This window comes from Proteus sp. G4380 (assembly GCF_963885725.1).
Taxonomy (GTDB): domain Bacteria; phylum Pseudomonadota; class Gammaproteobacteria; order Enterobacterales; family Enterobacteriaceae; genus Proteus; species Proteus mirabilis.
The window spans coordinates 1-26,783 of record NZ_CAWPAV010000193.1; the positions used below are offsets into that span (position 1 = coordinate 1).

30 protein-coding genes are annotated in these 26,783 nt (G+C 40.8%); 13 read left to right on the forward strand and 17 right to left on the reverse strand.

Annotation, left to right across the window (positions count from 1 at the left end; all coding sequences use genetic code 11):
* Nucleotides 1-125: 125 nt before the first annotated feature.
* Nucleotides 126-1,391, forward strand: a complete 1,266-nt coding sequence (locus AACU98_RS16810; RefSeq protein WP_161735247.1) for a two-partner secretion domain-containing protein — start codon at nucleotides 126-128, stop codon at nucleotides 1,389-1,391.
* A gap of 150 nt (nucleotides 1,392-1,541) precedes the next feature.
* On the opposite strand, the gene AACU98_RS16815 is transcribed toward AACU98_RS16810, so the two are convergent.
* From AACU98_RS16815 to flgA, 3 genes are all read right to left on the reverse strand, one after another.
* A complete protein-coding gene (locus tag AACU98_RS16815) occupies nucleotides 1,542-1,979 on the reverse strand; it encodes a flagella synthesis protein FlgN (protein WP_223805438.1) in 438 nt (145 codons plus the stop codon).
* Between the two features lie 14 nt (nucleotides 1,980-1,993).
* Nucleotides 1,994-2,293: a flagellar biosynthesis anti-sigma factor FlgM gene (gene flgM / locus AACU98_RS16820; protein WP_004248342.1), complete on the reverse strand. Its 300-nt coding sequence runs from the start codon at nucleotides 2,291-2,293 to the stop codon at nucleotides 1,994-1,996.
* A gap of 426 nt (nucleotides 2,294-2,719) precedes the next feature.
* A complete protein-coding gene (gene flgA / locus AACU98_RS16825) occupies nucleotides 2,720-3,376 on the reverse strand; it encodes a flagellar basal body P-ring formation chaperone FlgA (protein ID WP_004243539.1) in 657 nt (218 codons plus the stop codon).
* Nucleotides 3,377-3,585: 209 nt separating this feature from the next.
* Here flgA and flgB point away from each other — a divergent pair, with 209 nt between their 5' ends.
* The 11 genes from flgB (at nucleotide 3,586) to flgL (ending at nucleotide 13,695) form a co-directional block, all read left to right on the forward strand.
* Complete coding sequence (gene flgB / locus AACU98_RS16830) at nucleotides 3,586-3,999, forward strand: flagellar basal body rod protein FlgB (protein ID WP_004243538.1); 414 nt, start codon at nucleotides 3,586-3,588, stop codon at nucleotides 3,997-3,999.
* 5 nt (nucleotides 4,000-4,004) lie between these two features.
* A complete protein-coding gene (gene flgC / locus AACU98_RS16835) occupies nucleotides 4,005-4,409 on the forward strand; it encodes a flagellar basal body rod protein FlgC (protein ID WP_004243537.1) in 405 nt (134 codons plus the stop codon).
* Nucleotides 4,410-4,421: 12 nt separating this feature from the next.
* Entirely contained in the window at nucleotides 4,422-5,222 is an 801-nt protein-coding gene (locus tag AACU98_RS16840; protein WP_049216757.1) for a flagellar hook assembly protein FlgD, read from the forward strand.
* A gap of 28 nt (nucleotides 5,223-5,250) precedes the next feature.
* Nucleotides 5,251-6,471 (forward strand): flagellar hook protein FlgE, encoded by a 1,221-nt coding sequence (flgE, locus tag AACU98_RS16845; RefSeq protein WP_004243535.1) that lies wholly within the window; start codon nucleotides 5,251-5,253, stop codon nucleotides 6,469-6,471.
* 21 nt (nucleotides 6,472-6,492) lie between these two features.
* Nucleotides 6,493-7,248, forward strand: a complete 756-nt coding sequence (locus AACU98_RS16850; protein ID WP_004243534.1) for a flagellar basal body rod protein FlgF — start codon at nucleotides 6,493-6,495, stop codon at nucleotides 7,246-7,248.
* A gap of 19 nt (nucleotides 7,249-7,267) precedes the next feature.
* On the forward strand, nucleotides 7,268-8,050 hold the full coding sequence (flgG, locus tag AACU98_RS16855) for a flagellar basal-body rod protein FlgG (protein WP_004243533.1): 783 nt from the start codon (nucleotides 7,268-7,270) through the stop codon (nucleotides 8,048-8,050).
* A gap of 62 nt (nucleotides 8,051-8,112) precedes the next feature.
* Nucleotides 8,113-8,856: a flagellar basal body L-ring protein FlgH gene (locus AACU98_RS16860; RefSeq protein ID WP_004243532.1), complete on the forward strand. Its 744-nt coding sequence runs from the start codon at nucleotides 8,113-8,115 to the stop codon at nucleotides 8,854-8,856.
* Nucleotides 8,857-8,870: 14 nt separating this feature from the next.
* Nucleotides 8,871-9,977 carry a flagellar basal body P-ring protein FlgI gene (locus AACU98_RS16865; protein WP_004243531.1) on the forward strand — a complete coding sequence of 369 codons (1,107 nt, stop codon included), beginning with the start codon at nucleotides 8,871-8,873 and terminating at the stop codon, nucleotides 9,975-9,977.
* Nucleotides 9,977-10,963, forward strand: a complete 987-nt coding sequence (flgJ, locus tag AACU98_RS16870; protein WP_004243530.1) for a flagellar assembly peptidoglycan hydrolase FlgJ — start codon at nucleotides 9,977-9,979, stop codon at nucleotides 10,961-10,963. Before AACU98_RS16865 ends, flgJ begins: the two co-directional genes overlap by 1 nt.
* A 118-nt stretch (nucleotides 10,964-11,081) precedes the next feature.
* Complete coding sequence (gene flgK / locus AACU98_RS16875) at nucleotides 11,082-12,725, forward strand: flagellar hook-associated protein FlgK (protein WP_004243528.1); 1,644 nt, start codon at nucleotides 11,082-11,084, stop codon at nucleotides 12,723-12,725.
* Between the two features lie 25 nt (nucleotides 12,726-12,750).
* A complete protein-coding gene (gene flgL / locus AACU98_RS16880; RefSeq protein ID WP_161735250.1) occupies nucleotides 12,751-13,695 on the forward strand; it encodes a flagellar hook-associated protein FlgL in 945 nt (314 codons plus the stop codon).
* 312 nt (nucleotides 13,696-14,007) lie between these two features.
* On the opposite strand, the gene fliR is transcribed toward flgL, so the two are convergent.
* The 13 genes from fliR to fliF form a co-directional block, all read right to left on the reverse strand.
* On the reverse strand, nucleotides 14,008-14,790 hold the full coding sequence (gene fliR, locus AACU98_RS16885; RefSeq protein ID WP_004243525.1) for a flagellar biosynthetic protein FliR: 783 nt from the start codon (nucleotides 14,788-14,790) through the stop codon (nucleotides 14,008-14,010).
* Nucleotides 14,791-14,795: 5 nt separating this feature from the next.
* Nucleotides 14,796-15,065 (reverse strand): flagellar biosynthesis protein FliQ, encoded by a 270-nt coding sequence (gene fliQ / locus AACU98_RS16890; protein WP_004243524.1) that lies wholly within the window; start codon nucleotides 15,063-15,065, stop codon nucleotides 14,796-14,798.
* 14 nt (nucleotides 15,066-15,079) lie between these two features.
* A complete protein-coding gene (gene fliP, locus AACU98_RS16895; protein WP_004248331.1) occupies nucleotides 15,080-15,850 on the reverse strand; it encodes a flagellar type III secretion system pore protein FliP in 771 nt (256 codons plus the stop codon).
* Nucleotides 15,850-16,296 (reverse strand): flagellar biosynthetic protein FliO, encoded by a 447-nt coding sequence (fliO, locus tag AACU98_RS16900; protein WP_004243522.1) that lies wholly within the window; start codon nucleotides 16,294-16,296, stop codon nucleotides 15,850-15,852. The genes fliP and fliO overlap by 1 nt, the downstream gene beginning before the upstream one ends.
* 3 nt (nucleotides 16,297-16,299) lie before the next feature.
* Nucleotides 16,300-16,710 (reverse strand): flagellar motor switch protein FliN, encoded by a 411-nt coding sequence (gene fliN, locus AACU98_RS16905; protein ID WP_004243521.1) that lies wholly within the window; start codon nucleotides 16,708-16,710, stop codon nucleotides 16,300-16,302.
* Entirely contained in the window at nucleotides 16,703-17,734 is a 1,032-nt protein-coding gene (gene fliM / locus AACU98_RS16910; protein ID WP_004243520.1) for a flagellar motor switch protein FliM, read from the reverse strand. The genes fliN and fliM overlap by 8 nt, the downstream gene beginning before the upstream one ends.
* A gap of 5 nt (nucleotides 17,735-17,739) precedes the next feature.
* Entirely contained in the window at nucleotides 17,740-18,222 is a 483-nt protein-coding gene (fliL, locus tag AACU98_RS16915; protein WP_004243519.1) for a flagellar basal body-associated protein FliL, read from the reverse strand.
* A 177-nt stretch (nucleotides 18,223-18,399) separates the two neighbouring features.
* A complete protein-coding gene (locus AACU98_RS16920; RefSeq protein WP_129623409.1) occupies nucleotides 18,400-19,812 on the reverse strand; it encodes a flagellar hook-length control protein FliK in 1,413 nt (470 codons plus the stop codon).
* The gene (fliJ, locus tag AACU98_RS16925) at nucleotides 19,812-20,258 is read right to left on the reverse strand and encodes a flagellar export protein FliJ (RefSeq protein WP_004243513.1); all 447 of its coding nucleotides are present in this window, start codon (nucleotides 20,256-20,258) and stop codon (nucleotides 19,812-19,814) included. Before fliJ ends, AACU98_RS16920 begins: the two co-directional genes overlap by 1 nt.
* Before the next feature lie 30 nt (nucleotides 20,259-20,288).
* On the reverse strand, nucleotides 20,289-21,662 hold the full coding sequence (fliI, locus tag AACU98_RS16930; RefSeq protein WP_046334241.1) for a flagellar protein export ATPase FliI: 1,374 nt from the start codon (nucleotides 21,660-21,662) through the stop codon (nucleotides 20,289-20,291).
* Nucleotides 21,662-22,384, reverse strand: a complete 723-nt coding sequence (gene fliH / locus AACU98_RS16935) for a flagellar assembly protein FliH (RefSeq protein WP_036918548.1) — start codon at nucleotides 22,382-22,384, stop codon at nucleotides 21,662-21,664. The genes fliI and fliH overlap by 1 nt, the downstream gene beginning before the upstream one ends.
* A complete protein-coding gene (fliG, locus tag AACU98_RS16940) occupies nucleotides 22,377-23,375 on the reverse strand; it encodes a flagellar motor switch protein FliG (protein ID WP_004243510.1) in 999 nt (332 codons plus the stop codon). Before fliG ends, fliH begins: the two co-directional genes overlap by 8 nt.
* On the reverse strand, nucleotides 23,372-25,093 hold the full coding sequence (gene fliF / locus AACU98_RS16945; RefSeq protein ID WP_049208085.1) for a flagellar basal-body MS-ring/collar protein FliF: 1,722 nt from the start codon (nucleotides 25,091-25,093) through the stop codon (nucleotides 23,372-23,374). The genes fliG and fliF overlap by 4 nt, the downstream gene beginning before the upstream one ends.
* Before the next feature lie 276 nt (nucleotides 25,094-25,369).
* Between fliF and fliE the strand changes: the two genes are divergently transcribed.
* Nucleotides 25,370-25,681, forward strand: a complete 312-nt coding sequence (gene fliE, locus AACU98_RS16950) for a flagellar hook-basal body complex protein FliE (protein ID WP_004248328.1) — start codon at nucleotides 25,370-25,372, stop codon at nucleotides 25,679-25,681.
* Between the two features lie 408 nt (nucleotides 25,682-26,089).
* Here the strand turns inward: fliE and AACU98_RS16955 are convergent, their stop codons facing one another.
* On the reverse strand, nucleotides 26,090-26,782 hold the full coding sequence (locus AACU98_RS16955) for a fimbrial protein (protein ID WP_017827781.1): 693 nt from the start codon (nucleotides 26,780-26,782) through the stop codon (nucleotides 26,090-26,092).
* Nucleotide 26,783: the final 1 nt, after the last annotated feature.

Here is a 26,783-nt window from a genome sequence, read left to right on the forward strand (position 1 = left end):
GTTAATATATTATTTATATGTTTTTTAAATGCTTTGTCTATATGTTTTTTATATGGATTTTTTTTTAAATTAATTGTTCCTTGTGCTAATTATGATAATCAGTTTTAAAACCAAAGGAAATGTCCATGAAAAAAAACGCTCTATTTACTGTCTCACTGTTATCTGTATTTATTTCATTATCTTGTTATGCTCATCAAGATGTTATTTTAAACCCTGATTCATTATCAGATGCACAGGTATCTATTGATAGTGACACAGGGAGAACACAAATTGAAGTGATAAATACTAATCAAGATGGTACCGCCCATATCTATTATAATCGTCTTGATGTTGGTGATTTTGGTTTATCATTAAAAAATAATGCTGAAGCAGAATTAATTATTAATGAGGTTGTTTCTAAAGATGTTTCAACTCTAAGAGGTGAGCTTGAGTTACAAGGAAAAAAGGCGACAGTGGTTATAGCTAATCCTAATGGAATTTCTTGTCGTGATTGTTCTTTCTCTGGAATTAATGATATTAAACTAATTGCAGGTAGCAGTACAGGGAAATTTTCTAAGACATTCACTATAGCAAATATAGGTTCTAGTGTTGTTTTTGATATGAGAAATAAATTAGATAAAAATGAATATAGTCATATTCATCGCAATTATAAAGATATTTCATCTGGAATAATAAATATTATCTCTAATAATGTAGACTTGATTGACGGTGATTTAAATGCTGAATATATTCGTTTTGATATGGGGTTAAGTGAGTTTAATCTTAGAGCTAAAAATGATTATAATAAATACAGCCATTTTTTGTTAAGGACAGAGGCAGGAATAAATAGTCGATATTTAATAATAAAATCAAAACAGGGTAACGTTTATAATAATGGTAATATAAATACTTTGTCACTAAATCATGAGTCTTATAGCTTAATTAATACAGGAAACATAGATATAAATCAAGATTATAATTTATATAGAACAGCTTATGATGGGACGAAACAATCAAAAGTAATGGTTTATCAATATTCTTCTGGTCTTAATAATTCATCATTTAATGTTAAAGATAGTATTCTATTTATGAAAGCGGATAGGTTGCTTTTAGATAGAACATTTAATATTGATGATAGTTATTTATATGGAAGAGTAGGAACCATAGGAACCCTAGGAATAGGTAATATATCATTGTTGAATAATAGTGTTCTTGATATTGTCGCTGAGGATAGTATATTTCTTGGTGGTAAAATCCAGGGGCATGGTCATGTTATATTACAATTAAATGATGATAAAGTTGATATTGAAGGTAAAAACTTGTTAATAGGAACAGAGGGATTAAGATTAGAGGGGGGAACAAAATATAAATTAGGTAGATCAACTATTATAGATTATACTGAATACAAATAAGGCTATTTTAATTATTACTATCGATTTAAATCCTAACGCTAATTCAATATTTATCTGAAGGTTGTTACATATAAATCAATATATTAAATAAAACACTCCCTGTATTATATTGAGATAATACAGGGACTATTCTTTAATTATAAAAGATAATTATATTTGTATTTTTCGCCCAGCTAATATTGAACGCTGTGCTTGTCCATCTGCACCATAAAGTGTTGGGCTATGATTTTTCTGTAGAAAATGTAGCGTTTCACTATTGCGAGTAATATGTTGCTCTAACAATAAGCCATTGTGTTGATTAAGATGTTTTAACTCTTCCGTTAGATCAACCAGTTGTCCCCATAAATCAGCTAAAAAAGGCTGTCCTTGATAGGGTCTATCAATACCAACTTGTTTACTGAGTATTTGACGTTTTTGATCGGTATGACCTAGGGCTGTTAATACAAAATTCTTCTGTTCAGTTAGTTCATGCAGCTTATTGATATCAATACTTCCTGCACATAATAACTGTTGCTCAGCACGTAAAATACCCGCAATGGTATTGAGCTGTGATAACTGAAGATCTAAGGTCTGGCGGAGTTCTTCCATCATAATCTTTAATATTATTTAGTTATGCTTTCAGCAGCTTCTCGGAAAAGTGCTTCCGCAATTTTGCTGCTATCCATTGTTAATGTTCCATCGGCAATCGCTGCTTTTAAACGGGCAACTTTCTCGACATTGATGTCTTGATTGCTAGGTTGAACTAATTTTTTCTGTGCTTCACTTAGTTTCACAGAAGTATCACCCGCCATTGCTTTTGTTTGCGTATTACCGGTTTTTCGTGCTTCTTGGGCACCTTCATTAAGGTTACGCTGAGAAATGGCCGTGATTGGGATAAGTGGATTTGTGCGTTCAATACTCATAGGAAAATCCTTTGTTAGGCATCAATTAATCGTCAGATGAAGCCATTGTAAACAACCTATGTGTTTTCGCCTATCATCTTGTAGCTTTATATCGGCAGTGTAGATATAAACTTTAATGTTATCTTACTCGTCATACTTCAAGCTGTAGCGTTGTTGGCGTCACTCATTCGCACTAGTCACATACTTATGTATGCTCCTAGCAACTCATTCGCTTGCCGCCTAGCTACAACTTGAATTATTTAGAGTATTTTTTCGTCATACTTCAAGCTGTAGCGTACTCATTAGCACTAGTCTACAAGCAGCGTTTTTATTCAACTTATAGTGCAAGAGAGTTTACCTTGTCTTGCTATCATTAAAACGGTTAACAAGTCATTTAATATAGGCTTATTCTGCTTATCGTTACCTTTAATTGTTATCATTAATGTATTACAAGGGGATACGCACAGAGCCATTTTCCAGCGCTTCACCAGTAATAATTTGCCCTGATTTGACCCGTATACGAATACTTTCATTGGCAACGGCATTGTTAATCGCTTTTCCTTCATAACGGATTTGAAAGTGATCACCTTGTGCAAAAACCGTTACAGTCTGCCCCGCTAAAATGGCCCAAGGGCGACGAACCATAGTTGATGTTATTGGTTTTTCGGTCGCAATATGGCGCATAGCAATGGCATTTTTAATAAAAACAGCATCTCTTAACACGTCATAAGGTAGCTTTTCTAAATCTCCTTTTATGATCTTAATCGAAGATTTTGTTATTACATCATCACGATTAATCTCTTTTTTAGCGACTAAATATTGTCCATAAACACTCACATCTACTTGTATAAAACGACGTTGATTATCGCACTGAATGGGGATAGAAAGACGTCCCCAGTTGCGAGAGCCTGCATGCTGTAGGATTTCTTGTTGTTGGCAATGTGGCCATTTATCCTCTGGGGTTAAAACGGTTACGGTGACTTTATCGTCTTTGTGGTGGCGCGTTTGGAAAAATTGCTGTAGCGCTTCGGGTAGGGGATTGGCTATACCGCTATTTACTATAAAGAAAAAAGAAATAACACCGATAAACGTTCTAACAGACATAGTTTGTATCACCTTATAAAGTTTATGCTAATGGTGTGGTTAAACTTATTTAGCCAAAATAGTGTACATCCTCTTCACATACCTTAAACGCATAAATAGCAATTCAATTTACCCCTATTCCTCCAATCATCTTTTTTTTGAGCGTTTATTCTGTTAACTGAAATTGTTTTATCAGCTGAGGTGAGTGGTTTAGCCACCAAGGATAGAAGATGCTCGATAAATTAGAAAATACGTTTCATTTTCAACAAGAAGCGCTTTCACTACGTAATAAACGCCAAGAAATTTTGGCGGCAAATATTGCTAATGCTGATACGCCAGGCTTCCAAGCTCGGGATATTGATTTCGCGGCTGAGTTGAAAAAAACCATGGAAAACGGGCGTACTGGTAGTCATGGATTGCAACTGACAATGACATCAGAACGCCATATTCCTATTAAGCCGGGTTATCGCTTAGAGGCTGATTTGCTTTATCGGGTTCCTCATCAAACATCGATGGATGGTAACACGGTCGATATGGATATGGAACGGAGTAATTTTGCCGATAATAGCGTTAAATATCAGGCAGATGTGACATTTATTAACTCTCAAGTTAAAAGCATGATGGCTGTATTGCAACAAGGATAAAGAGTATGTCTTTATTTAGTATTTTCGATATTTCAGGTTCTGCACTTTCAGCACAATCACAACGTTTAAACGTCAGTGCAAGTAATATGGCCAACGTAGATAGCGTTGTGGGGCCTGATGGTGAACCTTACCGTGCAAAACAAGTGGTTTTCCAAGTGAATGCGCCAGCGGGTCAAGATATTGGTGGTGTTCATGTTACGCAAGTAGTGGATGATCCGACACCCTTTCGTATGGAATACCAGCCAGGAAATCCATTTGCAGATGAAAAAGGCTATGTGCGTAAGCCTAATGTCGATGTAGTCGGTGAAATGATCAACACCATTTCGGCGTCAAGAAGTTATCAGGCTAACGTTGAAGTGATGAATACAGCGAAATCGCTGATGCAAAAAACGTTAATGATAGGTCAATAGGGAGAATAAATTGTGGGTATTTCTGCCTCAATGAATGAACCTACTGATAATACCATTATCGGGGAAGCGCCTTCATCCTACCACACTAAAAAAGGGGGGAGTGATGATATTAAAGGTAATTTCCTGACGTTGCTTATCACGCAGATGCAAAACCAAGATCCCACCAATCCAATGCAGAATAATGAGTTAACGTCACAGTTAGCACAGATTTCTACGGTTGAAGGGATAGAGACGCTAAATAAAACAGTCAATACCATTGTTGGGCAAATTGACCAAAGTCAGGCATTACGTGCGACCTCATTGGTTAATCATATGGTGATGATTGCCGGTAATGAAATCAGCGTTGATAAGATTAATAATGGTGAAAACGCTGGATCTGATACAGATACAGATAAAGATACAGATACAACACCTGATACTAAATTAGGTAAGTTACGTGCATCTACTGATGCGACAGATAATGAAAATATCTTCTCCAGCGCTTTTGGTTTTGAATCCTTTAGTCCAATAGATACGCTCACAGTCAATATTACTGATAGTAGTGGGGCTAAAGTTCGCACGATCGAAATGAATTCAAAAATTCTGCCGGATGTTTATCACTTCTTTTGGGATTGCACTGATGATGATGGTAATAAAGTTCCTACTGGAAAATATCAATTTACAGTAAATGCCACATTTAATGATGCTCAAGTTCCAGTAAAAACACTTAAAAGTGCGATAGTCAATTCCGTTTCTATGAAAGAGGGAAAACCTCATCTTGATGTTGGCCTCGGTGTCATCGTTTCATTGGACGAAATTCGTAAAGTTTTTTAATCAACATTAATTCAATAATGGAGGGCGCATGTCCTTTTCTCAAGCAGTCAGTGGTTTAAATGCAGCAGCCGCTAATTTAGATACTATTGGTAATAATATCTCAAACTCTGCAACCTACGGTTTTAAGGGGGCAACAGTCTCTTTTGCCGATGTTTTTGCCGGCTCTGGTGCAGGGCTTGGTGTAAAAGTATCAGGCATTAGCCAAAACTTTAAAGATGGTAGTATCACTACTACTAACCGCCCAACCGATGTGGCGATTTCTGGTGGTGGTTTCTTCCGTATTGAAGATAGTAACGGTGGCGTTTTCTATTCACGTAATGGTGAATTTGGCAAAGATAAAAACGGCTATCTTACTAATATGCAAGGCATGCGTATTACAGGTTATCCAGTACAAAACGTAGACGGTAAAAATGTAGTACAAAAAGGGGCAACACCAACGCCTATCATTATTCCTACTGATATGATGAATGCAAGTGCAACCGATAAAATGGATATGACGGTTAACTTGAATTCAGCTGAAGAGGCTATCGATCAAACAACACATAAATTTGATCCCAAAGATAACGATTCTTATAACTTTAGTACTAACGTGACAACCTACGATAGCTTAGGTAATGAACATAACCTGAACTTATTCTTTGTTAAAACCAAAGATAACGAATGGAGTGTTTATGCTCAAGACACCACAACAGGTGAGCCAGCACAAGATCTAGGTAAATTAGTTTATAAGGATAACGGGGTATTAGATGAAACAGCACCTAAGCTGAAAAACTTTACTACTGTTGCTTATAAAGGTTCACAACCCATGGATATGGAAATGAACTTTAGTGGTAGTACGCAGCAAAAAGTCGCTGAATCAAGTGTCTCTAAACTCGCGCAAAATGGTTACCAAGCAGGGGAATTTACCAATTTCCGTATTGAGCCAGATGGTTCCATTATGGCGACCTACTCAAACCAACAAAGCCAAGTGGTTGGTCAAATCGCATTAGCTAACTTTGCCAATCCTGGTGGCTTAAGTTCACAAGGTGACAATATGTGGTCTGAAACCAATGGTTCAGGCTCACCCATTGTTGGTGTGGCAGGCTCTGGCGTATTCGGTAAATTAACCAACAATGCCTTAGAAGCCTCTAACGTAGATATGAGCCAAGAGTTAGTTAACATGATTGTTGCTCAACGTAACTATCAATCTAATGCGCAGACTATCAAAACTCAGGATCAGATCCTGCAAACACTAGTTAGCATGCGCTAATAACGCAGGAAATCATCTGTTATGGATCATGTGATTTATACCGCGATGGGCGGTGCCAGACACTCAATGGAAAACCAAGCTGTCGTGGCGAACAATTTAGCAAATGCATCAACACCAGGGTTTAAAGCGCAACTTAGTGCGATGCGAGCCGTACCTATCAATGGCGAAACCTTACCGACGCGTACACTTACCGTCGAGTCAACGCCCGGTAGTGATCAGCGTCAGGGAACGATGAATTACACCGGCAGACCGATGGACGTTGCTTTAAGTGATAATGGCTATTTGGCTGTTCAACTTGAAGATGGTACGCAAGCGTATACCCGAAACGGCAATATTGAGCGTAACGCTGATGGCATGTTGATGGTACAAGGGCGTCTTTTGATGGGCGATAATGGCGCAATTGAAGTGCCACCACAAGCGGAAATTAGCATTGCTAATAACGGCATTGTCACAGCTCATGTCCCTACCGATCCACCAAAAATGCTAGGGCAAATTGGTCGCCTAAAAATGGTGAAGCCAGAACAAAATGATTTGGTACGAGGCGATGATGGTCTATTTCACCTATCACCTCAAGGTACAGCACGAGTGGGTGAAACGTTACCTGCGGACGATAACGTCAAAGTCCTTGCTGGTGTATTAGAAGGTAGCAACGTCAATCCTGCTGAAGCTATGGTCGATATGATTGCCAATGCCCGCCGTTTCGAAATGCAAATGAAGGTGATCCACAGTGCAGATGATAATGCGCAGCGCGCTAACCAATTGCTATCAATGAGTTAAATAGTGTAAGGGGAAAACCATGATCCGTTCTTTATGGATTGCTAAAACAGGGTTGGATGCACAACAAACTAACATGGATGTGATTTCCAACAACCTCGCAAACGTCAGCACAAATGGTTTTAAACGCCAACGTGCGGTTTTTGAGGATTTACTCTATCAAACGATTCGTCAACCGGGAGCGATGACATCCGAGCAGACGAATGCGCCTTCTGGTTTACAAATTGGTACTGGTGTTCGCCCAGTGGCGACAGAGCGTTTACATAGCCAAGGTAATTTAGCCCAAACTAATGGTACGCGTGATGTTGCTATCAAAGGGCAAGGTTTTTTCCATGTTCAATTACCTGATGGTACGGATGCTTATACTCGTGATGGCTCTTTTCAAATGGACCAAAATGGGCAATTAGTGACCTCCAGTGGCTTTCAAATCGTCCCAGCGATTATTTTGCCAGAAACCGCTAAAAAGGTGATGGTAGGTCGTGATGGTATTGTCAGTGTGGAGATTGAAGGATCGCCTGCACCTCAACAAGTAGGGCAATTAACACTCACCACATTTATTAATGATAGCGGGTTAGAAAGTGTTGGGGAAAATCTGTACTTAGAAACAGCCAGCTCCGGAGCACCCACTGAAAATGCGCCGGGTATTAACGGTGCAGGCTTGTTATATCAGGGATATGTTGAAACCTCTAACGTTAATGTCGCGGAAGAATTGGTCAATATGATCCAAACTCAGCGTGCTTATGAAATTAATAGTAAAGCGATTTCAACTTCTGATCAGATGTTACAGAAACTCACGCAACTCTAATTTCGTTGATTCATTTGCCTGACAGAATTTCTGTCAGGCGTATTACTAAAAGAGTATCGAAGATGGATACAAAGGTCATTACTGACAATTCTGGGGCAAGCAAGCTTAGTGTCAGATGGCGTCGTCATCAACGTTTAGGTACCGCCCTGTTGGTACTGACACTAGCAGGGTGCGCTCAGATACCGAAAAAACCATTGGTTGAAGGACACACCACGGCAATACCTACTGCGCCTACCACACCAGCACCTAATGGCTCTATTTTTCAGGCTACCCAGCCGGTTTATTTTGGTTATCAGCCATTATTTGAAGATAGGCGACCGCGAAATATTGGCGATACATTGACTATCACCTTGCAAGAAAATGTCAGTGCCAGTAAAAACTCGTCGGCAAATGCCAGTCGCAATGGTAAAGCCGGTTTCCTTGCTTCTATCACACCAAGGTTCTTAGAAGGATTATTAGGGAATAGCCGTACTGATATGGGCATGGAAGGAAACAGTGAGTTCGGTGGTAAAGGTGGTGCTAATGCAAATAACACCTTTAAAGGCACCATTACGGTAACGGTTGATCAGTTATTGGCAAATGGCAATCTACACGTTGTGGGTGAAAAACAAATTGCGATAAACCAAGGTACTGAATTTATTCGATTTTCAGGCGTTGTGAATCCGCGCACTATCAGTGGCTCAAACACGGTCAATTCAACCCAAGTTGCTGATGCGCGTATTGAATATATCGGAGACGGTTATATTAATGAAGCGCAATCCATGGGATGGCTACAACGTTTCTTCTTAAATGTATCACCTTTTTAACGAGTAGGATCTAGATGAAAAAATTAGCGATTAGCCTTTTCTTTATCGTGATGACATGTGTCGGCTTTTCTGCCCATGCCGAACGGATCAGAGATCTTACTTCGGTTGAAGGGGTAAGAGAAAATGCGCTGATTGGTTATGGTTTGGTTGTCGGCCTCGATGGTACGGGTGACCAAACCATGCAAACACCTTTTACCACGCAAAGTCTAAATAACATGCTCTCACAATTGGGGATCACCGTACCTGCGGGCACCAATATGCAGTTAAAAAACGTCGCGGCAGTGATGGTGACAGCAAAACTACCTCCTTTTGGTCGTACTGGGCAATCTATCGATGTGGTTGTTTCTTCATTAGGTAATGCCAAAAGTTTACGAGGTGGTACGTTACTGATGACCCCACTTAAAGGGGTAGATAGTCAGGTTTATGCGGTAGCCCAAGGGAATATTATTGTCGGTGGCTCTGGTGCTTCTGCGGGGGGCAGCAGCGTAAAAGTCAATCAATTAGCGGGTGGACGTATTAGTAACGGTGCCATTATTGAGCGTGAGTTACCTTCTCAGTTTGGTCAAACGGGATTATTAAACTTACAGCTTAACGAAGAAAACTTCACGCTAGCACAAAGTATTGCTGATGCGATTAATAAACTGAGAGGGGTAGGAACGGCTCTTCCTCTTGATGCCCGTACGGTGCAATTACGTGTACCTCTTGGTAAAAGTGAACAAGTTCGTTTCTTAGCAGATGTGCAAAACCTTGAGGTAAAACGAGTTATTGCTGATGCTAAAGTGATTATCAATGCAAGAACAGGTTCCGTTGTAATGAACCGTGATGTGGTATTAGGTAGCTGTGCCATCGCACAAGGCAACTTATCTGTTACGGTAGATAGCCAAGTGAATGTGAGTCAACCGAATACTCCCTTTGCAGGTGGCAGTACGGTTGTGTCACGTAATACGAGTGTTAATGTCAATGAAAAGGGTGGTTCATTACAAAAAGTCAACGCCAGTGCTAGCCTCAATGAAGTGATCCGTTCACTCAATGCGCTAGGTGCGACCCCAACAGATCTCATGTCGATATTACAAGCGATGGAAAGTGCGGGTTGTTTACGGGCGAGATTGGAGATTATCTGATGAAAGAGTTATCTCTGCTTTCTTCAATGCCGAATATTTCAACGCCGGCATATGATAGTAACGCATTGAATAAACTTAAATATCAGGTTGGACAAAATGCCGATCAGCAAGGGCTGCGCCAAGTGGCGCAGCAACTTGAGGGGGTTTTTGTGCAAATGATGTTAAAAAGTATGCGTGAAGCTATTCCACAAGAGAGTATGTTCAATTCAGAAAGCACTAAAATGTACACCTCTCTTTATGATCAGCAAATTGCTCAAGATTTATCCAAAAAAGGCTTGGGGTTTGCTGACATGATTGAAAAACAACTATCAGCTAAAGTAACGATGGAACCGAGCGAACTGGCCGGTAAAACGCCGATGCCATTAGACAGCAGTGATATTTTTCAATCAATGCCAACACAAGCATTAGGCCAGCTCTATCGTGCGATGCAACCGTTACAAAATGCAGTTGAAAGTACGGTAGGCAAGTTAAAAGGACTGTCTGAAAGTAGCGCTTCTTTTGCCGCTAAATTGTTAGGGCCTGCTAAACAAGCGACACAAGGTACAGGTATTCATCATCTTTTAGTTGTAGCACAAGCGGCACTAGAATCTGGCTGGGGTAAACGAGAAATTTTAACGGGTGATGGAAAACCGAGCTACAACCTGTTTGGTATTAAAGCGGGGCGTTATTGGAAAGGGCCTGTCACTAATATTATGACAACGGAAGTGATTGACGGTAAATCGATCAAGATGCGTGATAATTTCCGTGTCTACGGCTCTTATGTGGAGGCTATCCAAGATTATCTAAGATTGCTTACTGAAAGCCCGCGCTATGCCAAAGTACCGCAAGCCAAAACACCAGAACAGGCTGCTTATCATATTCAAGAAGCCGGTTATGCAACTGATCCGGGGTATGCCAAAAAACTTGTTTCTATTATAGGGCAATTAAAGGGACAGGGTGAGCAAGTTGCGAAAACTTATACCCATGATTTAAGTGAACTCTTTTAACTATTCTCCCCTCAAGTTTAGAGGGAAATAACCGATAACAAATAGCAGAGCATCCATATCAATTGCCTAGTTATGCTCCGAACATACAGGAGATGACTAAACGTAAAAGGATAGACAAATGTCCAACAATTTAATTAATACAGCGATGAGCGGGCTTAATGCAGCACAAGCTGCGATGAGCACAATTAGTAATAATATCGCTAACCAAAAAGTAAATTGGTATAACCGTCAAATGACCGTATTTAATGAAAACGGTGGCACGATGACCAGTAATGGTTATATTGGAAATGGTGTTAATGTGAGTCGTATTCATCGCGAATATAATGAGTTCCTTGCGGGGCAAATGAATCGTGCGGTAACAAAACAGAGTGCTTTAAATAGCTATAACAAAAATATCTCGCAAATAAATAATTTATTAGCGGATAAAGGCAATGATGTTTCCAGTGCAATTGATGACTTCTTTACCAGCTTACCTAATGTAACGAACAATGCGGAAGATAACCCAGCTCGTACCACCATACTGGGTAAAGCGGAAGCAATGGTGAATATGTTTAACAAAGCGGATCAATCATTACGCGATCTCGAAAAAGACATTAATAGCCAAGTCACTAATACCACTAAGAATATTAATGAATATTCCAAGCAGATAGCTAAATTAAATCAAGAAATTAGCCGCTCCCAAGGTTTTAATGGTGCCGAGCCTAATGATCTGCTCGACCAACGCGACCGTTTAATTCAAGAGCTAAATACGCTAGTTGATGTACAAGTGACCCAACAAGATGGCGGGTTTGTTAATGTCAGCTTTGCCAATGGTCTTCCTCTTGTTGCGGGGACGCGCTCTTATGAAGTCTCTGCTATTCCTTCCAATAAAAACAGTGAACGCCTTGTTGTTGGTTATAGCAACGGTATTGATGAAGTTCGTGAAGTTGATGCTAAACGTATTAATGGCGGTGAATTAGGTGGCGCTTACCGTAGCCGTAATGAAGTATTAGATGCAAGCCGAAATCAATTAAACCAATTAGCTTTAGTGTTGGGCGATCAATTTAATAAACAACATGAGCAAGGTTTTGATTTAAACGGCGATAAAGGTGATAAGTTCTTCAACCTAGGTGGGGCACATACCATGCCTAATGGTAAGAACAAAGGTGATGCGACTTTTGATGTCAAATACACTGACACAAGAGAAGTTAAAGCTGCGGATTATACGGTTAAGTATGAAGGTGGTAAATGGAATGTCACTGTAGAGCCGGGGAATCGTAAATTTACAGCAACACCTAATGCAACAACGGGTGAATTAGAATTCGAAGGAATGAGCATCAAAGTCAATGGAGCTGCACAAGAGGGCGATTCTATCGTTGTTCAATCTGTAGGCAACGTGATTGCAGGAATGAGTGTTGCAATCAGCGATCCAAGCAAAATAGCTGCCGCGGGTACAAAAGACTCTGGACCTAGTGATAATGAGAACATGAAAAAATTGTTCGAATTACCCGATGAAAAACTTATCGATGGTAAAGCAACAATTGCTGGTGGTTATGGCTCACTAATAAGTATGGTGGGTAATAAAGTGAATACTGCGCAAGTTGATTATGATGCGCAAAATGCGATCACCAGCAGTATTTTAACACAGCAACAATCGGTTTCAGGGGTCAACTTGGATGAAGAATACGGCGAAATGTATCGTATCCAAGAGTATTACATGGCAAATGCAAAAGTTATTCAAACTGCAAATACCATGTTTGATGCGATTATGCAGGTCTTATAAACCCTCTTTGATTAAGGAATAAATCGTGCGTTTAAGTTCAAATCAAATTTACACTCAGCGAGTGGATAATATTACTAGCTCGCAAAGTAGATGGATGACAGAAGGGAATAAAATTTCCAGTGGTCGACGTGTTGAAAAACCTTCTGATGATCCGATGGCGGCCTCACAAGCGGTAATGGTTAAGCAATCTGAAGCGCGTAATCAGCAATATGCGACAGCACGTGGATTTGCTAAAAACAGCATGTCATTGCAAATGAGCCTTTCAAGCCAAATGGTCAATATCACCACAAAAATTCAAGAAACATTAGTGGCTGCCGGTAATGATGGCGCATTAAGTGATGAAGATCGTGCCTCTCTTGCGGAACAATTAAGTGGTTTAAAAGATCAGTTAGTGGGGATTGGCAATACGAAAGATGGTGTTGGACGTTATGTTTTTGCTGGTTTCCAAACAGATAAACCACCTTTTGTTGCTGACAAAACGGGTAAAATCACCTACCAAGGTGGAGACAAGCAAATTACTCAAAAAGTTGATAGTAATATTGAAATGGTATCCAACTTTACAGGGATAGAAACGTTACAATCATCGGGAAGAAAAGGCACAGAACCGGATATTTTTAATGCCTTAGATGAGGCCATCAGTGCACTACGTGAACCTCTAGTTGGAAAACCACAAGCTGATCGTGATGCTGCATTAGATAAGATTAATACGGCTAACCGTGTTAATCGCGCCACATTAAATAATATTTCTAGTGTGGAAGCTAAATTAGGTTTACAGCTTCAAGAACTTGATAATTTAGATGATTTAGGTGCAGATACCTCATTAAGAAATGCTAAACGCTTAAGTGAGTTACGTGACTTAGATTGGACACAAGCAATTTCAGATTATTATCAAGAAGAGTCGGTATTACAGGCATCTTATAAAGTCTTTAATGACATGAAAGAGATGTCGATGTTTAAGATGTATCGTTAATTTAGTCACAATAGTAAATAGCATCTTATTCTATAAAATAAGCGATTATCCCCTGATATTTATCAGGGGATTTTTTTATCTGTAACGAATGAAGTCAGTACAAGGTTTATGCATGACTTTAGTCGCAGTAGCAGTAAGTGCCCGTGCTGATCCTTTAGCACGAATATTAAGTTATCTAGCTGACTTTATTCATCACTGGTTTATAGCAAATGATATATTAATTGTGGAATAAACAAAACAAGTGACAAAAAGCAGATTAAATTTAATTAGCCAATGGAAAAATAGATAACACAATCTCAATCATCAGGTTTTTCAAGAAACTAATTGCTGCAATATTAAGGTAATACGATTAAATGTATCGCTAAAGACGCGCTCAGTAAACACAGGTAATGCTGGCATAATCAGTGATAACGCCAACATACCGATCGTGAGGGTAAGAGGGAAACCGACCACAAAAACAGAAAGCTGTGGTGTCATACGGTTTAAAATACCTAATGAAAGGTTGAGTACTAATAGAAGAGTGATTAATGGCATGGCTAACATCATCCCGTTAATAAATATAGTGCCACCACTTTGTACTAAAGTAAGGATACCCAATGAATTAAAGGTCTGATTTCCAATAGGAACAACATAGAAAGTATCTGCTAATACTGATAACAGCCATAAATGCCCATCAAACACCATAAAAAGCAACATGGTTAACATGTTAAAGATACGAGCAAGAATAGGCATATTCGGGCCACCTGAAGGATCGACGAAAGTCGCAAATGACAGCCCCATCTGTAAACCAATCACTTCTCCTGCATGACGTACAGAAGCAAAAGCTAACTGCATAGATAAGCCTAAAATTGTGCCAATTAAAATTTGTTGGATCAGTACCCAAAAAGCCATGATAGAAAAGAGAGGTACTTGACTTTGCGGTAGCCCTGGTGCAATTAACGCCGTGGTTAAAAAGGCGAGTCCAATACGAAATTTTTTAGGTGTCTGTTTTTCACTAAACAAAGGCGCGGTACTAAAGAGTGCCAAAATACGCACAAATGGCCAGAAAAAATCACTGATGTAGCCATTAAGTATTTCACTGGTCAAGGTTATCATTGTTATTAGCCAATCATTCCTGGAATGCCAGTAAATAAGTTATGCATATAGTCTAATAACAAACTGAGCATCCACGGCCCTGCGACTAAAATAGCCGCTAATACAGCAAGGATCTTAGGAATAAACGACAGTGTCATTTCGTTTATTTGTGTTGCTGCTTGCAGCATGCTTATTACTAAACCGGTAACCAGTGCAGACAATAATAGAGGTCCAGCAAGGGATAAGGCAATTTTCATCGCTTCCGTTCCTAATGCTAAAACAGATTCAGGCGTCATAAAGAACCTCTTTGCTAGTTAAAAAAGCTTTGAGCCAATGAGCCAAGTATTAACTGCCAGCCATCGACTAATACAAATAACATGAGTTTAAAAGGCAGTGAAACGGTGGCGGGTGGCACCATCATCATACCGAGTGCCATCAAGACGCTGGCAACCACTAAGTCTATGATGAGAAAAGGGATAAAAATCATAAAACCAATTTGAAAAGCGGTTTTTAGCTCACTGGTAATATAAGCAGGCACTAAAATTCGCATAGGTACGCTATCGCGTGTTTCAAATGCGGGGGCATCAGCAAGACGAGCAAAAAGTGCAAGATCGGTTTCGCGCGTTTGTTGCATCATAAACTGGCGCAGTGGTTGTGAGCCATTATCGAGTGCTTGTTCAAAAGTGATTTTATCTTCACTAAAAGGGAGATAAGCATCTTGATAAATTTTATCAAACACCGGTGCCATAATAAAAAATGTCATAAATAGCGCAAGACCCAGTACCACTTGGTTAGGGGGAGCAGAAGGTGTACCTAACGCATTACGCAATAAACCCAGCACAATGATAATCCGAGTAAAACTCGTCATCATCAGTAATACGGCGGGAATAAAACCTAGGGCTGTGATAAAAATCAGTGTTTGTACTGGCAATGACCAGCTTTGGCCACCTCCCGGTAATGGGTGTGAAATAACACTGGGGAATTGAGCAAACGCATGGCTTGGCAATAGTGACAAAATAAGGACACTAGCGAAGAGAGGCCAGCGCTTTAATGCGTTAAAATAAGAGACACACTGATGCATTATGAGTTGCCTTTATCTCGCTTTAGCGTTTTTTGTAATAATTGAATAAATAACGGTGAAGAAGGTGGTATAGGCGCTTCCTGCGAGGCATGATTAGGAATAGGTAAGGTGTGTAACAGATTAATCTGCGATGCCGTAACCCCTAATACAAGCCATTCCTGCTCGATTTCAACAACGACAACACGCTCTTTGGTACCTAATGAACAGCTCGCTTTAACCGTGAGTTGTGCTTGATTAGCTTTAAATGTACCGCGAGCAAAGCCAAAACGGCGGAAAAGCCACATTGCAACAATAATCAGTACAATAATACCCGCAAGCGCGGTGCTGACTTGCACAAGGCTTTGTCCAACGGGTAAAGGTTGCGCCGGTGTTTGGATAGTTTGCGTTGTGGCGGGTGCGGCAGTATTAACCGCACCTTGGCTGGAAAAGGAAGGGATCTGTTCCATAGATCAACGACTCAGACGGCGCATACGTTCTGAAGGGGTGATGATATCGGTAATGCGAATACCATATTTATCAGAAACGACCACGACTTCTCCTTGGGCGATTAAGTAGCCATTGATAAGAATATCAAGGGGTTCACCCGCAAGCCCATCTAATGACACTACAGAGCCTTGTGATAGGCTTAGGAGTTTTTTAATCGTCATTTTGGTACGCCCTAACTCTACTGTCAATTTGACAGGAATATCCATAATCAAATTGATATCAGATAGATGATTAAGCGTATCATCTTCAGGTAACAGATGTTCGAATACGTCGGAACTATTATCTTGGCTTTTGCCAGTTTGCTGTTCCATTGCATCAGCCCACATATCCTCAGCCGATTGTGAATTATCAGTTGGGCGATTTTCATCACTCATTGGTTTGTTCCTCATCCAGAGCGTTTAAAACAGGGTTAATTAAATGTTCAACACGAAGGGCGTATTGCCCATGAACTGTACCGTATTGACTTGTTAATACCGGCACACCATCAACATGTGCAATCAATCTTTCTGGTTTATCAATAGGGAGCACATCCCCTTTTTTCAGGGTAAGGACTTTTGATAAACGCAGCGGAATGTCAGTAAAGTTAGCAACCAACTCAAGCTCTGAGTGCTTAACTTGGTTTACTAAACTGTCTAACCAAACGCTATCTTCTTGGCGAAGGTTTTCAATTGGTGGATTGATTAGCCGTTCACGTAGCGGTTCAATCATGGCAAAAGGAATACAGATACTAAATTCCCCTACCATAGAGCCAATTTCTACTTGAAAAGGTGTCGTCACCACAATGTCATTTGGTGATGAGGTGATATTGGTAAATTTTACCTGCATCTCAGAACGAACATATTCAACTTGAATTTTGAAGATGGAGTCCCAAGCATCACGATAGGCATCAAGTGCCAGTTTTAACATTTTGTTGATAATACGCTGCTCTGTATTGGTGAATTCGCGTCCTTCAACGGGAATTGGAAAACGCCCATCGCCACCAAACAGGTTATCAACCGCGATATAAACCAGATTCGGCTCAAAGGTAAATAATGCTGTGCCGCGTAACGGTTTTAAATGCACCAAATTTAGATTAGTTGGTACAGGTAGGTTACGGGCAAAGTCATGATAAGGATGAATTTTTATGCCACCAACCGTGATATCAGGGCTTCGGCGAAGCATATTAAACAGCCCCATACGGAATTGACGCGCAAAACGTTCGTTAATAATTTCTAACGACTGTAACCGTTCTCGAACGACACGACGTTGCGTGTTCGGGTCATAAGGCTGAATATCCGGTTCATTCGGATCCTTCGCTATCGCAGGTTCCCTGTTCGCGCTTTTTTGGGCGTCGTCACCTGATGTGTCATCATTCAGCAGAGCATCTATCTCTGCCTGTGAAAGGATATTATCGCTCATAATGATTATCGCAGAATAAACGTGGTAAACAGTACATCGGAGAGGATCTGTTCAGATTCACCCGGTACAAGAGTCGGTCTCAGCGTTTCTTTTATTTCTGTCATGAGTTGTTGTTTCCCCGCATCTGTTGCAATTTTATTAGCGTGTTGACGAGAAAGAAGTAGTAGCAAGCGACTACGAACTTCGGGTAAATAATCATGTAAGCGCTTACGTGTATTCTCATCATGTAAGCGTAACGTGATCCCTATGTAGAGTACGCGATCTAAATGTTCTTCTTCATCAATCAGATTGATGGTAAAAGGCTCTAATGACATAAAAACGGGGGCCGGTATAACTTTTTGCTGACTAGTGCCCGTAGTACCTGATTTAGCATGCTTCAATGCCCACCAACTATATCCACCGAATGCCGCTGCAATAATGGCGATCACCAATAATAGGATGATCAGAATTAAGCTATAGCTTTTACGTTCATTGCTGTAATTAGACATGGACAGTTAAATTCCTGTTTTGTAGTGGATACGTGTTCACTTTTGTGGACTTCCATATCCATCTAAATCAACCTTAATTATCCCGCTATTTCTGTTTTTTAATGGCAGAAACAGATAGGGAAAAAACCATTAACTCTTACGTTTATTGACATAGTGTGTCCTCCCAATACATTTGTATTAGGCAAAAATATCGACACCACCACGAGCAGAGGCTAACTCTTGAGGCGTAAGGGTTATCTTTTGTGCCGTTTCTGAGGCTAATTGCATAGAATTACCCTCGCTTCTTTGATGATTATCGGCACCATTTCCACTAAATTGAGAGGAATCTGACATATTTTGTTGTTGCCAACCGTCATGACTGTCGCTAGACACTTGACTTTGTGTGAGTTGTATCCCATTTTCAGAGAGCGCTTGACGCAAATGATGCAGGGAATTTTCTAACACAGTACGCACTTGTCCATTTTGAGAGGCAAGATGTAATTGAGCCTGTCCATCTTCAATTTTCATGCGAATATGTAATGAACCCAACTCCTCGGGATGTAAACGTAGCTCAGCTTTTTGTAAACCATTACGACTAAACATCACAATTTGCTGATTGAGTTGCTGTTGCCATTCCGGTGTGCCTATTTGTGCATTTAACATCGGGGTAGGCATCGAAGGAAAGTGCATTTGCGCTTGCATCATTGATGACGGTTGTGCATGACTTGCTACTGATGAAGAGGCAAACACCGAAGAGGTCGATAATCTATTGTGTAGATCGCGTTCAGCAATACGGTTATTACCGATTATTTGGTTTGCCAGATTATCGGCTAATTTTGTATTGGCTGATGCTTTGTCATCGGCTAACAATCCATCCGCTTTTTCTGCCACGGAAGATAACAGTGAAGCGTTATCAACTTTCTTTGCTGAATGCCCATTCGTTAAATGGCGAGCTTCATGTGTTGCAAGTTGGGTTAATGACGCTGTTTCAGGGCGTAATTGAGCAAGTAATGATTTGTCATCTGCATTAGCTTGCGTATTGAATTGTTGCCATTTATCGACAAGATCACGCTCAGCACGGGCATTTTCTGCCATAAGGTGAGATAACTCGTTTCCATTCCCAGCATGCTTTAACGAGGTTCCCAACGAATGTGGCTGATGAGCTTGGTTGGCTGAAAGCGATGTAGATTTTAATCCTGCAAGCCCGGCAAGTTGTACTGGAAGCTCTGCCGCTAATTCTTCTGCGGACATTAATGAAGAGGCCGTTTTATTTTCAAGAATTGAGCTAAATTGCTCATTATCAGGTAACGAGAGGGCAAGATGGGTATTTTTCGTTGCTGGCGCCTCTAATGCCGCATATTCAGTGACAATAGTATCAATATCGTCATCATTTTGTTGGTCTTTATTTTTTTCAGTGTGATTGTGCGCCTTATTCTCTTTTGAGGAATGGCCTGAAATAGAGGCGTTTTTTTTATCACTGGGTGTATTCTGAGGTTGAGTACTCAGAAATTGTGCAAATGTCGACGCATTATCACCGGGTTGACTTGTTGTAGCGGATGTCGTTCCCGGAGAGGTTGCTGTGACATCCATGGTCAGAAGCGTTATCTCCATCAAGTTGTTCTCCGTAAAGTACTACGCTGTGCGTACTCATCCATTTGTTTCTGCTCAATACGATCAAGTTGTCGCTTACGGCTATCTTCAGCGCGTTGCTCCAATGTCTCAAACGCATTGAGTCGTTGCTGTTTTTCTCGCCAATGTTCCGTTGCAAGGTCGAGTTGCGCTTGCCAATGACGAAGTTGCTGTTTATGTTGCTCGATAGTTAATTCAAGTGTTTTGAGAAACTGTTGATAGTTTTGCCATGATGCTGATGACATGCCTCCCACATTTAACGTCTGGTTGAGACGAACACGGTATTCATCCTGATACCCGATCAACATATTGAGTTGCTGTTCCATCTGTTGATGACTCTGGCGGACTTGGGCTAGTTGGACAGCGGCTTGTTCTGCCGCTGTCTGTGCCAGTTCCCTCAGTGTCACTAAAGGTGACTGCTCCCGCATTGGAACCCTCTTTACTTTTTCTGATTATGCTCAGAATGAATCTAGTGTGATCAGTTGATTAAGTTGTTCACAAGCATGTTGATAGCTACATTGCTCTTGAATATCTTGTTGTAAGAATTTTGCTAATGATGGATAAAGGGCAATCGCCTTATCCAGCATAGGATCACTGCCTGCAGCATAAGCCCCTACATTAATTAAGTCGCGATTGCGCTGATAACTGGATAATAGCTGCTTAAATACTTGTACTCGGCGATAATGTGTTTTATCAATCAGTGAGGTCATCGCACGGCTAATGGACGCTTCAATATCAATAGCAGGGTAGTGACCCGATTCCGCCAGTGAACGCGAAAGCACGATATGGCCATCCAAAATAGCACGGGCAGAATCAGCGATTGGATCTTGCTGATCGTCACCTTCGGTTAACACAGTATAGAAAGCAGTAATGGAGCCACCACCATCAACGCCATTACCGGCACGCTCAACAAGTGCGGGTAATTTTGCAAATACAGAAGGGGGATAACCTTTTGTCGCCGGCGGTTCACCAACGGCTAAGGCAATTTCACGCTGCGCCATGCTATAGCGAGTTAACGAATCCATAATTAATAAAACATGTTTACCGCGATCACGAAAATCTTCGGCAATACGGGTTGCATAAGAAGCACCTTGCATTCGTAAGAGTGGCGAAACATCAGCAGGTGCTGCTACTACCACTGAGCGTGCTAATCCTTCTTTACCTAGGATATTCTCTATGAAGTCTTTAACTTCACGACCACGTTCACCAATAAGCCCCACGACAATGACGTCGGCTTGAGTAAAACGCGCCATCATACCTAATAGAACACTTTTCCCGACACCTGAGCCGGCAAAGAGTCCCATACGTTGACCACGGCCGACCGTAAGTAGTGCATTGATGGCACGTACACCCACATCAAGTACATCTGTAATAGGGGTACGTTGTAATGGGTTGATAGGTGGTGTAATCAGTGGGGCTCGATAACTGGTATCTGGCGGCGGTAAACCATCTAGCGGATCACCAGAGCCATCAAGTACGCGGCCTAATAAGGCATCACCAAGGGGTAATTGTCGGCCTTCGCCTTCACGACCGGGGATCGATTGAGCGTAGACTCGAGCACCTGGGGTTAATCCTTCCACTTCTTGTAGTGGCATGAGTAACATTTGGCTACCGTTAAATCCGACGACTTCACTTTCAACTTCTTCAACCGTTTTACCAATGGTACGTTCTATTAAGCAGGTAGAGCCAAGGGGCATAACTAGCCCCTTAGCTTCCATGACTAAGCCTGTAGCACGGGTTAAGCGACCATATTGGCGTATGCGCGGAATTTTATTTAAACGAGATTCTGCTTCATTGAGTTTTTCTAACCAACGCCCCAATCTTGCGGTCATTACAACGCCTCCGGTGCAGCAAGACGACACAATTCATGCCAACGTGTCGCAATTGTGGAATCAAGATCACCATCATTGGTTACAACACGGCATCCCCCTACATGGATACTATTATCAGCCACCACTTTCCAACCGTGGGCGGTAAGGGAATCGCCTAATTCCTTTTCAATCAGAGGGATATGTTTAGGGTTAATCCGTAGCTGTGGATCCCCTGCAAACATCTGCTCTTGTTGCAACATCAGTGTAATTTGAGCAAGTAATGCAGAGCCATCACAGACCGCAGGTTGTCCAAGTACTTCTTTGGCTGCTGTGAGTGCTATCTGCATTAATCGTGAGGCAATAACACTATCTAAACCATTTAATGAATGCCTAAATTCAGCTAATAAGCCTTGCCATTCATTAATAAAAGGTTCTTGTTTAGCAATGCCTTGACGGATACCTTCTTCGATACCCGATTGTAATCCTGCCTGATAGCCTTCCTGATAACCCTGGTTTTTCCCTGCCTCAAAGCCTTCAGCATGGCCCAGTTTTTGGGCCTTTTCTTTCATGTCATCAAGCATATTAATTTGCTCGAGGACCTTCTGTTGCTGAACGACTTCTTTTTCTTGATTTTCGTCTTCCTTCTCGTCTAATTCCGTGTCTTCCTTGACTTTTAATTCCCAGTCAATAAGTTCTTTTGGAACCCAAGGCTTCCAGTTTGTATCAGTATTTTTATCAGACATAGGTATCGTCTCCTCCATGAAGAACAACTTCACCGCTCTCAGCTAAGCGACGTACAATAAGCAGAATTGCTTTTTGCTCAGCTTCCACTTGAGACATGCGAACAGGTCCACGAGACGCCAAGTCATCACGCATAATTTCAGCAGCACGCTGCGACATATTGTTGAGGAAATGATCGCGTAGTTCTTGATCGCAACCTTTTAATGCCACAACCAAGGATTCGGATTCCACTTCCTGTAGAATGCGCTGAATTGAACGGTTGTCGATATCGATAAGGTTTTCGAACAGGAACATTTCGTCGATAATTTTCTGTGCCAATTCGCCGTCGTAATCGCGTACTGCGGTGATAACATTTTCTTCTTGCTGACTTTTCATCAAGTTGATAATTTCAGCTGCAGTACGAACACCACCCATTTTGCTACGTTTGAGATTTTGACCATCAAGTAAATTGTTCAGTACTTCCGTTAATTCAGCTAAGGCTGATGGCTGAACACCACCAAATGTTGCGATACGTAACATAACGTCATTACGTAACTTTTCATCAAACAGAGCAAGAATATCAGCAGCTTGACCACGTTTTAAGTGAACTAAAATGGTGGCGATAATCTGTGGATGTTCATCACGGATAATATCGGCAGCCATTTGTGGCTCCATAAAGTTAAGTGTCTCAATACCTGTTGTGGTTTCACGGGTTTCTGAGATCTCATCGAGCAGATTATTAGCACGCTCTTCACCTAAGGCTTTAACAAGTACAGAGCGTAAATAATCATTAGCATTCACATTTAATGCTGCATACTGAACAGCATCTTCTTCGAAGCTTGCCATCACATCAATGAGTTGTTGATTGGAGATCTGACGCATAGAAGACATCGCAATACTCAGTTGTTGCACTTCACGTGTCGTTAGATGTTTAAATACTTCTGCTGCGCGATCTTCACCCAATGTCAGTAACATAACGGCGCTTTTTTCGGTTCCAGTTAAGTCATTACTCATTGTTCTTTACTCATCCATTGACGAATTACCATGGCTACAACACGAGGATCTTTTTCTGCCATCTCTCGAATACGTTGGCTTTGTAATTCGGCACTAACACGTTGACGTGCTTGTTTACGTCTTGATTCTTCATCTAATTCGGCTTCGTTGACATCATCTGTCACTTCAAGCTTGGTTTTCAAAATCGCTTTTTGTGCGGCGACTTCTGCTTCACGGCGTTTTTCAAGTTGAGGTTTCACTAATTTACGCCATAAGATCCACGCGATGATAACAAGCAATAACCAGCGGCCTAAATCTAATGCTTTAGCCAATATTTGTGGATTTTCCCACATAGGAACGCTAATCACTGGCTCTTCGGTATCGTTAAATTGAGAATTAACCACACTTAAAGAGTCACCGCGCTCTTGGGAATAACCCATCGCTTCACGTACTAAACTTTCAATTTGTTGAAGCTGTTCATCGGTTAACGGAACTTGTTTATTTTCGACAATAGGCTCTTCACCTTCTGTTGCTTTTTTCTTGTCTTCTACGGTTTTGTAATTGACGATTACCGCAACAGAAAGGCGCTCAATATTGCCAACAGGTCGTTTAACATGACGAATACGACGATCTACTTCATAGTTGGTTGTTTCATCTAAACGGCTATTACTGTTTGGATTACGCGTCATTGAACGATTAGCATTGGTAGATGTTGCTTTCTCATCAGACGCCGTGTCTTTGGCTTTTTCAATCGGCGCTTGCGGTGGTGCAACAGGTTGATTAGATAACGCACCAGGCACACCGCCAGCTAACATGCCTCCATTTTGCTCACTTTGGCTCACTTGTTTTGAGCGTACTGCAGCTTGGTTAGGGGGCTGATTAGGCTTGTACTCTTCAGCGGTTTCTTCTGTATGAGAAAAATCAACTTGAGCGGTGACCTGCGCATGAACATTACCACGCCCAACAATAGGGCCTAATAGTGTTTCAATACGTTGCTGGTAGCGACTTTCCAACTCTTGGACATATTTGAGTTGAATAGAATTAAGATCACGACCTAAAGCATCGGGCTGTGTTAATAACTTACCGCTTTGATCAACAATGGTCACATTACTATCGGGCATACCTGCAACACTACTTGCTACAATATGTACGATGGCATTAATTTGACCTTCGTCCAAGGCTCTACCTTGCAGCAGACCTACTGTTACAGAAGCAGAAGGTGATTTTTGCTCACGAACAAAAAGAGAGGGTTTAGGTAATGCTAAATGAACACGAGCATTTTGCACTGGACCTAAGGTTTCGATGGTACGAGCAAGCTCCCCTTCAAGTGCACGTTGATAGTTAATCTGTTCACTGAACTGGCTGATCCCAAACTTTTCTTTATCAAGTAGTTCAAAACCGGCAGCTCCACCTTTTGGAAGCCCCGCTTGTGCGAGTTTCAGGCGTAATTCATGAACCTGATTGTCAGGTACCATAATCGCAGAACCATTTTGTGATAGGCGATAGGGTACATTCATTTGTGTTAACTGTGTGACAATTTCGCCACCATCTTTATCGCTAAGATTACTATAAAGCACTTTATAATCAGGGCTTTGTAGCCATAAAAAAGCAGCAACAAAAATGGCAATCGCCGCCGATCCCGCAATAATAAGCGGAATTTTCGGATCGGCTTTTATCCGGTTAATAATGGCGTTAAAACCTTTTTTCTGGTTCACAACGTCGGTTTTTTCGGCATTCATAGACAATCCTTGCCTTGTAGTTCGGGATGAATACTAAAAGCGTGGCGTAACAAAACAGACTCCCCTTACGCAAATAAATAAACCTACTCTCAGGTGTCTCATTATTGGCCTTTTGCGTTTCATTTAATGGCGTAATTAGCCTTTAACTTTTGCGTTAATTACTCGCTTTGGAATGAAGCCCCTGTGTTAGGGTATTACTCGGTAAGCGTGTTGGTTCACCTACTTACTATGACATTGATTCAAAAATTGAATTAGATGATTAACGCAGAGGTTTATATGTCAATTCCAGCTATTGAAAGTGTTCTGGATAAAATGCAAATTCAAACTTTACAAGCATCCAATATTGCCAAACCCCAGCCAGTACAGGCAGGATTTGCAACTCAGTTGGTTCAAGCAGTAGGTAAAATTAACGAAACTCGTGTTAATGCAACCAACAAAGTACAAGCATTTACGTTAGGTACGCCCGGTGTTGAATTAAATGATGTGATGGTGGATATGCAAAAATCCAGCATCTCATTACAAATGGGCGTACAAGTGCGTAATAAGCTGGTCGCCGCTTATCAAGAGATTATGTCAATGCAGGTGTGATAAAATTAACTCATTGAGATAAAAGAATATTATCTTTGTTGTGGCTTGATGGGGACATATAGGGGATAGGAGCATTCAATGTTTGGCTTAATAGCAATATTGGGTTTTGCTCGTATTCATGCATCTAAGCATCATATTATCCTGTACCATTTTTGCTGATGGGTCCCCCATCTGTTGATGAAGTGATAATATTACCTCTGAATGGGGGACCAATTTACTTATGCTACTACAAGCACAGAAGGTGAAAGAGGAACCCAGACAAAAAGAAGAGGAAGAAAATAAGGGCATCAATAGCGCAGCAGAAATTGATAATTGATTAATTATATAAATTAGGCCTCTTTATTTTTTAACGTAAAAGATAATCACAATATAAAGGTTAATTATAATGTGATTATCAATATGTTAAAATTAGACCCCAAAGTTAAAAGTGAGAACAACCTCTCCGACAAAATCTAATCCATCAGCAATATCTATTCCTTTTTTACTTAGTGCATCTTTGGATAAAATAAAAGTACGACTTGTCTTTCCTTGACTGAAATTCGCTTGGAAAATTTCACCTGAAATGAGAGACAGAGAGTTTTTATTAATATCTGATTGTTGTTCTGAGGTCCAACCATTGGTAGGGCCTTTGTATAGGACGTTATTAAATTTATTCCCCGTAATAGCAACATCATTTGCTCGTGAAATATACGCAGGCTTACCATCGACAGTAATATTTGTCCATATAAAAAAAGCTGCACCAACAGCGGCTTCAGGATTTGCTTTATCAACTAAATGAAATTGTCCTGTCGTATCATTAGCTAATTCCGCACTGTCATAAGTATCAGATGCAACAAAGGTTAAATATGTTTTAGCATCACATTCAACCGTAACGGTATTTTTACCTGTAGTTAAAGGATACTCGTAGTTTTTTGATTGAGGTATAAGTGTTGGGCTTATGACTCCGTAATCAAAAATAACATCACTTTGTGTCGCCCCATGAACAGTACAAGTTGGTGGCTTAATATCACCATTGATTTTTAAGTTAGCAACAGGCGTTTTAGCCAATACCGGCGTTGATATTACACTCAGCATAGCAAGACTGAGTAATACTTTTTTCATA

Bases quoted from the DNA above. Each gene is read 5' to 3' on its own strand.
- flgC (WP_004243537.1), top strand. From the start codon at position 4,005: ATGTCTTTATTTAGTATTTTCGATATTTCAGGTTCTGCACTTTCAGCA.
- AACU98_RS16860 (WP_004243532.1), top strand. From the start codon at position 8,113: ATGGATACAAAGGTCATTACTGACAATTCTGGGGCAAGCAAGCTTAGT.
- fliE (WP_004248328.1), top strand. From the start codon at position 25,370: ATGTCAATTCCAGCTATTGAAAGTGTTCTGGATAAAATGCAAATTCAA.
- flgG (WP_004243533.1), top strand. From the start codon at position 7,268: ATGATCCGTTCTTTATGGATTGCTAAAACAGGGTTGGATGCACAACAA.
- fliG (WP_004243510.1), bottom strand. From the start codon at position 23,375: ATGAGTAATGACTTAACTGGAACCGAAAAAAGCGCCGTTATGTTACTG.
- fliM (WP_004243520.1), bottom strand. From the start codon at position 17,734: ATGAGCGATAATATCCTTTCACAGGCAGAGATAGATGCTCTGCTGAAT.
- flgE (WP_004243535.1), top strand. From the start codon at position 5,251: ATGTCCTTTTCTCAAGCAGTCAGTGGTTTAAATGCAGCAGCCGCTAAT.
- flgB (WP_004243538.1), top strand. From the start codon at position 3,586: ATGCTCGATAAATTAGAAAATACGTTTCATTTTCAACAAGAAGCGCTT.
- fliO (WP_004243522.1), bottom strand. From the start codon at position 16,296: ATGGAACAGATCCCTTCCTTTTCCAGCCAAGGTGCGGTTAATACTGCC.
- AACU98_RS16920 (WP_129623409.1), bottom strand. From the start codon at position 19,812: ATGGAGATAACGCTTCTGACCATGGATGTCACAGCAACCTCTCCGGGA.
- flgM (WP_004248342.1), bottom strand. From the start codon at position 2,293: ATGAGTATTGAACGCACAAATCCACTTATCCCAATCACGGCCATTTCT.
- fliF (WP_049208085.1), bottom strand. From the start codon at position 25,093: ATGAATGCCGAAAAAACCGACGTTGTGAACCAGAAAAAAGGTTTTAAC.
- fliR (WP_004243525.1), bottom strand. From the start codon at position 14,790: ATGATAACCTTGACCAGTGAAATACTTAATGGCTACATCAGTGATTTT.
- fliI (WP_046334241.1), bottom strand. From the start codon at position 21,662: ATGACCGCAAGATTGGGGCGTTGGTTAGAAAAACTCAATGAAGCAGAA.
- flgJ (WP_004243530.1), top strand. From the start codon at position 9,977: ATGAAAGAGTTATCTCTGCTTTCTTCAATGCCGAATATTTCAACGCCG.
- AACU98_RS16865 (WP_004243531.1), top strand. From the start codon at position 8,871: ATGAAAAAATTAGCGATTAGCCTTTTCTTTATCGTGATGACATGTGTC.
- fliL (WP_004243519.1), bottom strand. From the start codon at position 18,222: ATGTCTAATTACAGCAATGAACGTAAAAGCTATAGCTTAATTCTGATC.
- AACU98_RS16955 (WP_017827781.1), bottom strand. From the start codon at position 26,782: ATGAAAAAAGTATTACTCAGTCTTGCTATGCTGAGTGTAATATCAACG.
- fliP (WP_004248331.1), bottom strand. From the start codon at position 15,850: ATGCATCAGTGTGTCTCTTATTTTAACGCATTAAAGCGCTGGCCTCTC.
- flgA (WP_004243539.1), bottom strand. From the start codon at position 3,376: ATGTCTGTTAGAACGTTTATCGGTGTTATTTCTTTTTTCTTTATAGTA.
- fliQ (WP_004243524.1), bottom strand. From the start codon at position 15,065: ATGACGCCTGAATCTGTTTTAGCATTAGGAACGGAAGCGATGAAAATT.
- flgK (WP_004243528.1), top strand. From the start codon at position 11,082: ATGTCCAACAATTTAATTAATACAGCGATGAGCGGGCTTAATGCAGCA.
- AACU98_RS16810 (WP_161735247.1), top strand. From the start codon at position 126: ATGAAAAAAAACGCTCTATTTACTGTCTCACTGTTATCTGTATTTATT.
- AACU98_RS16815 (WP_223805438.1), bottom strand. From the start codon at position 1,979: ATGGAAGAACTCCGCCAGACCTTAGATCTTCAGTTATCACAGCTCAAT.
- fliN (WP_004243521.1), bottom strand. From the start codon at position 16,710: ATGAGTGATGAAAATCGCCCAACTGATAATTCACAATCGGCTGAGGAT.
- fliJ (WP_004243513.1), bottom strand. From the start codon at position 20,258: ATGCGGGAGCAGTCACCTTTAGTGACACTGAGGGAACTGGCACAGACA.
- AACU98_RS16850 (WP_004243534.1), top strand. From the start codon at position 6,493: ATGGATCATGTGATTTATACCGCGATGGGCGGTGCCAGACACTCAATG.
- fliH (WP_036918548.1), bottom strand. From the start codon at position 22,384: ATGTCTGATAAAAATACTGATACAAACTGGAAGCCTTGGGTTCCAAAA.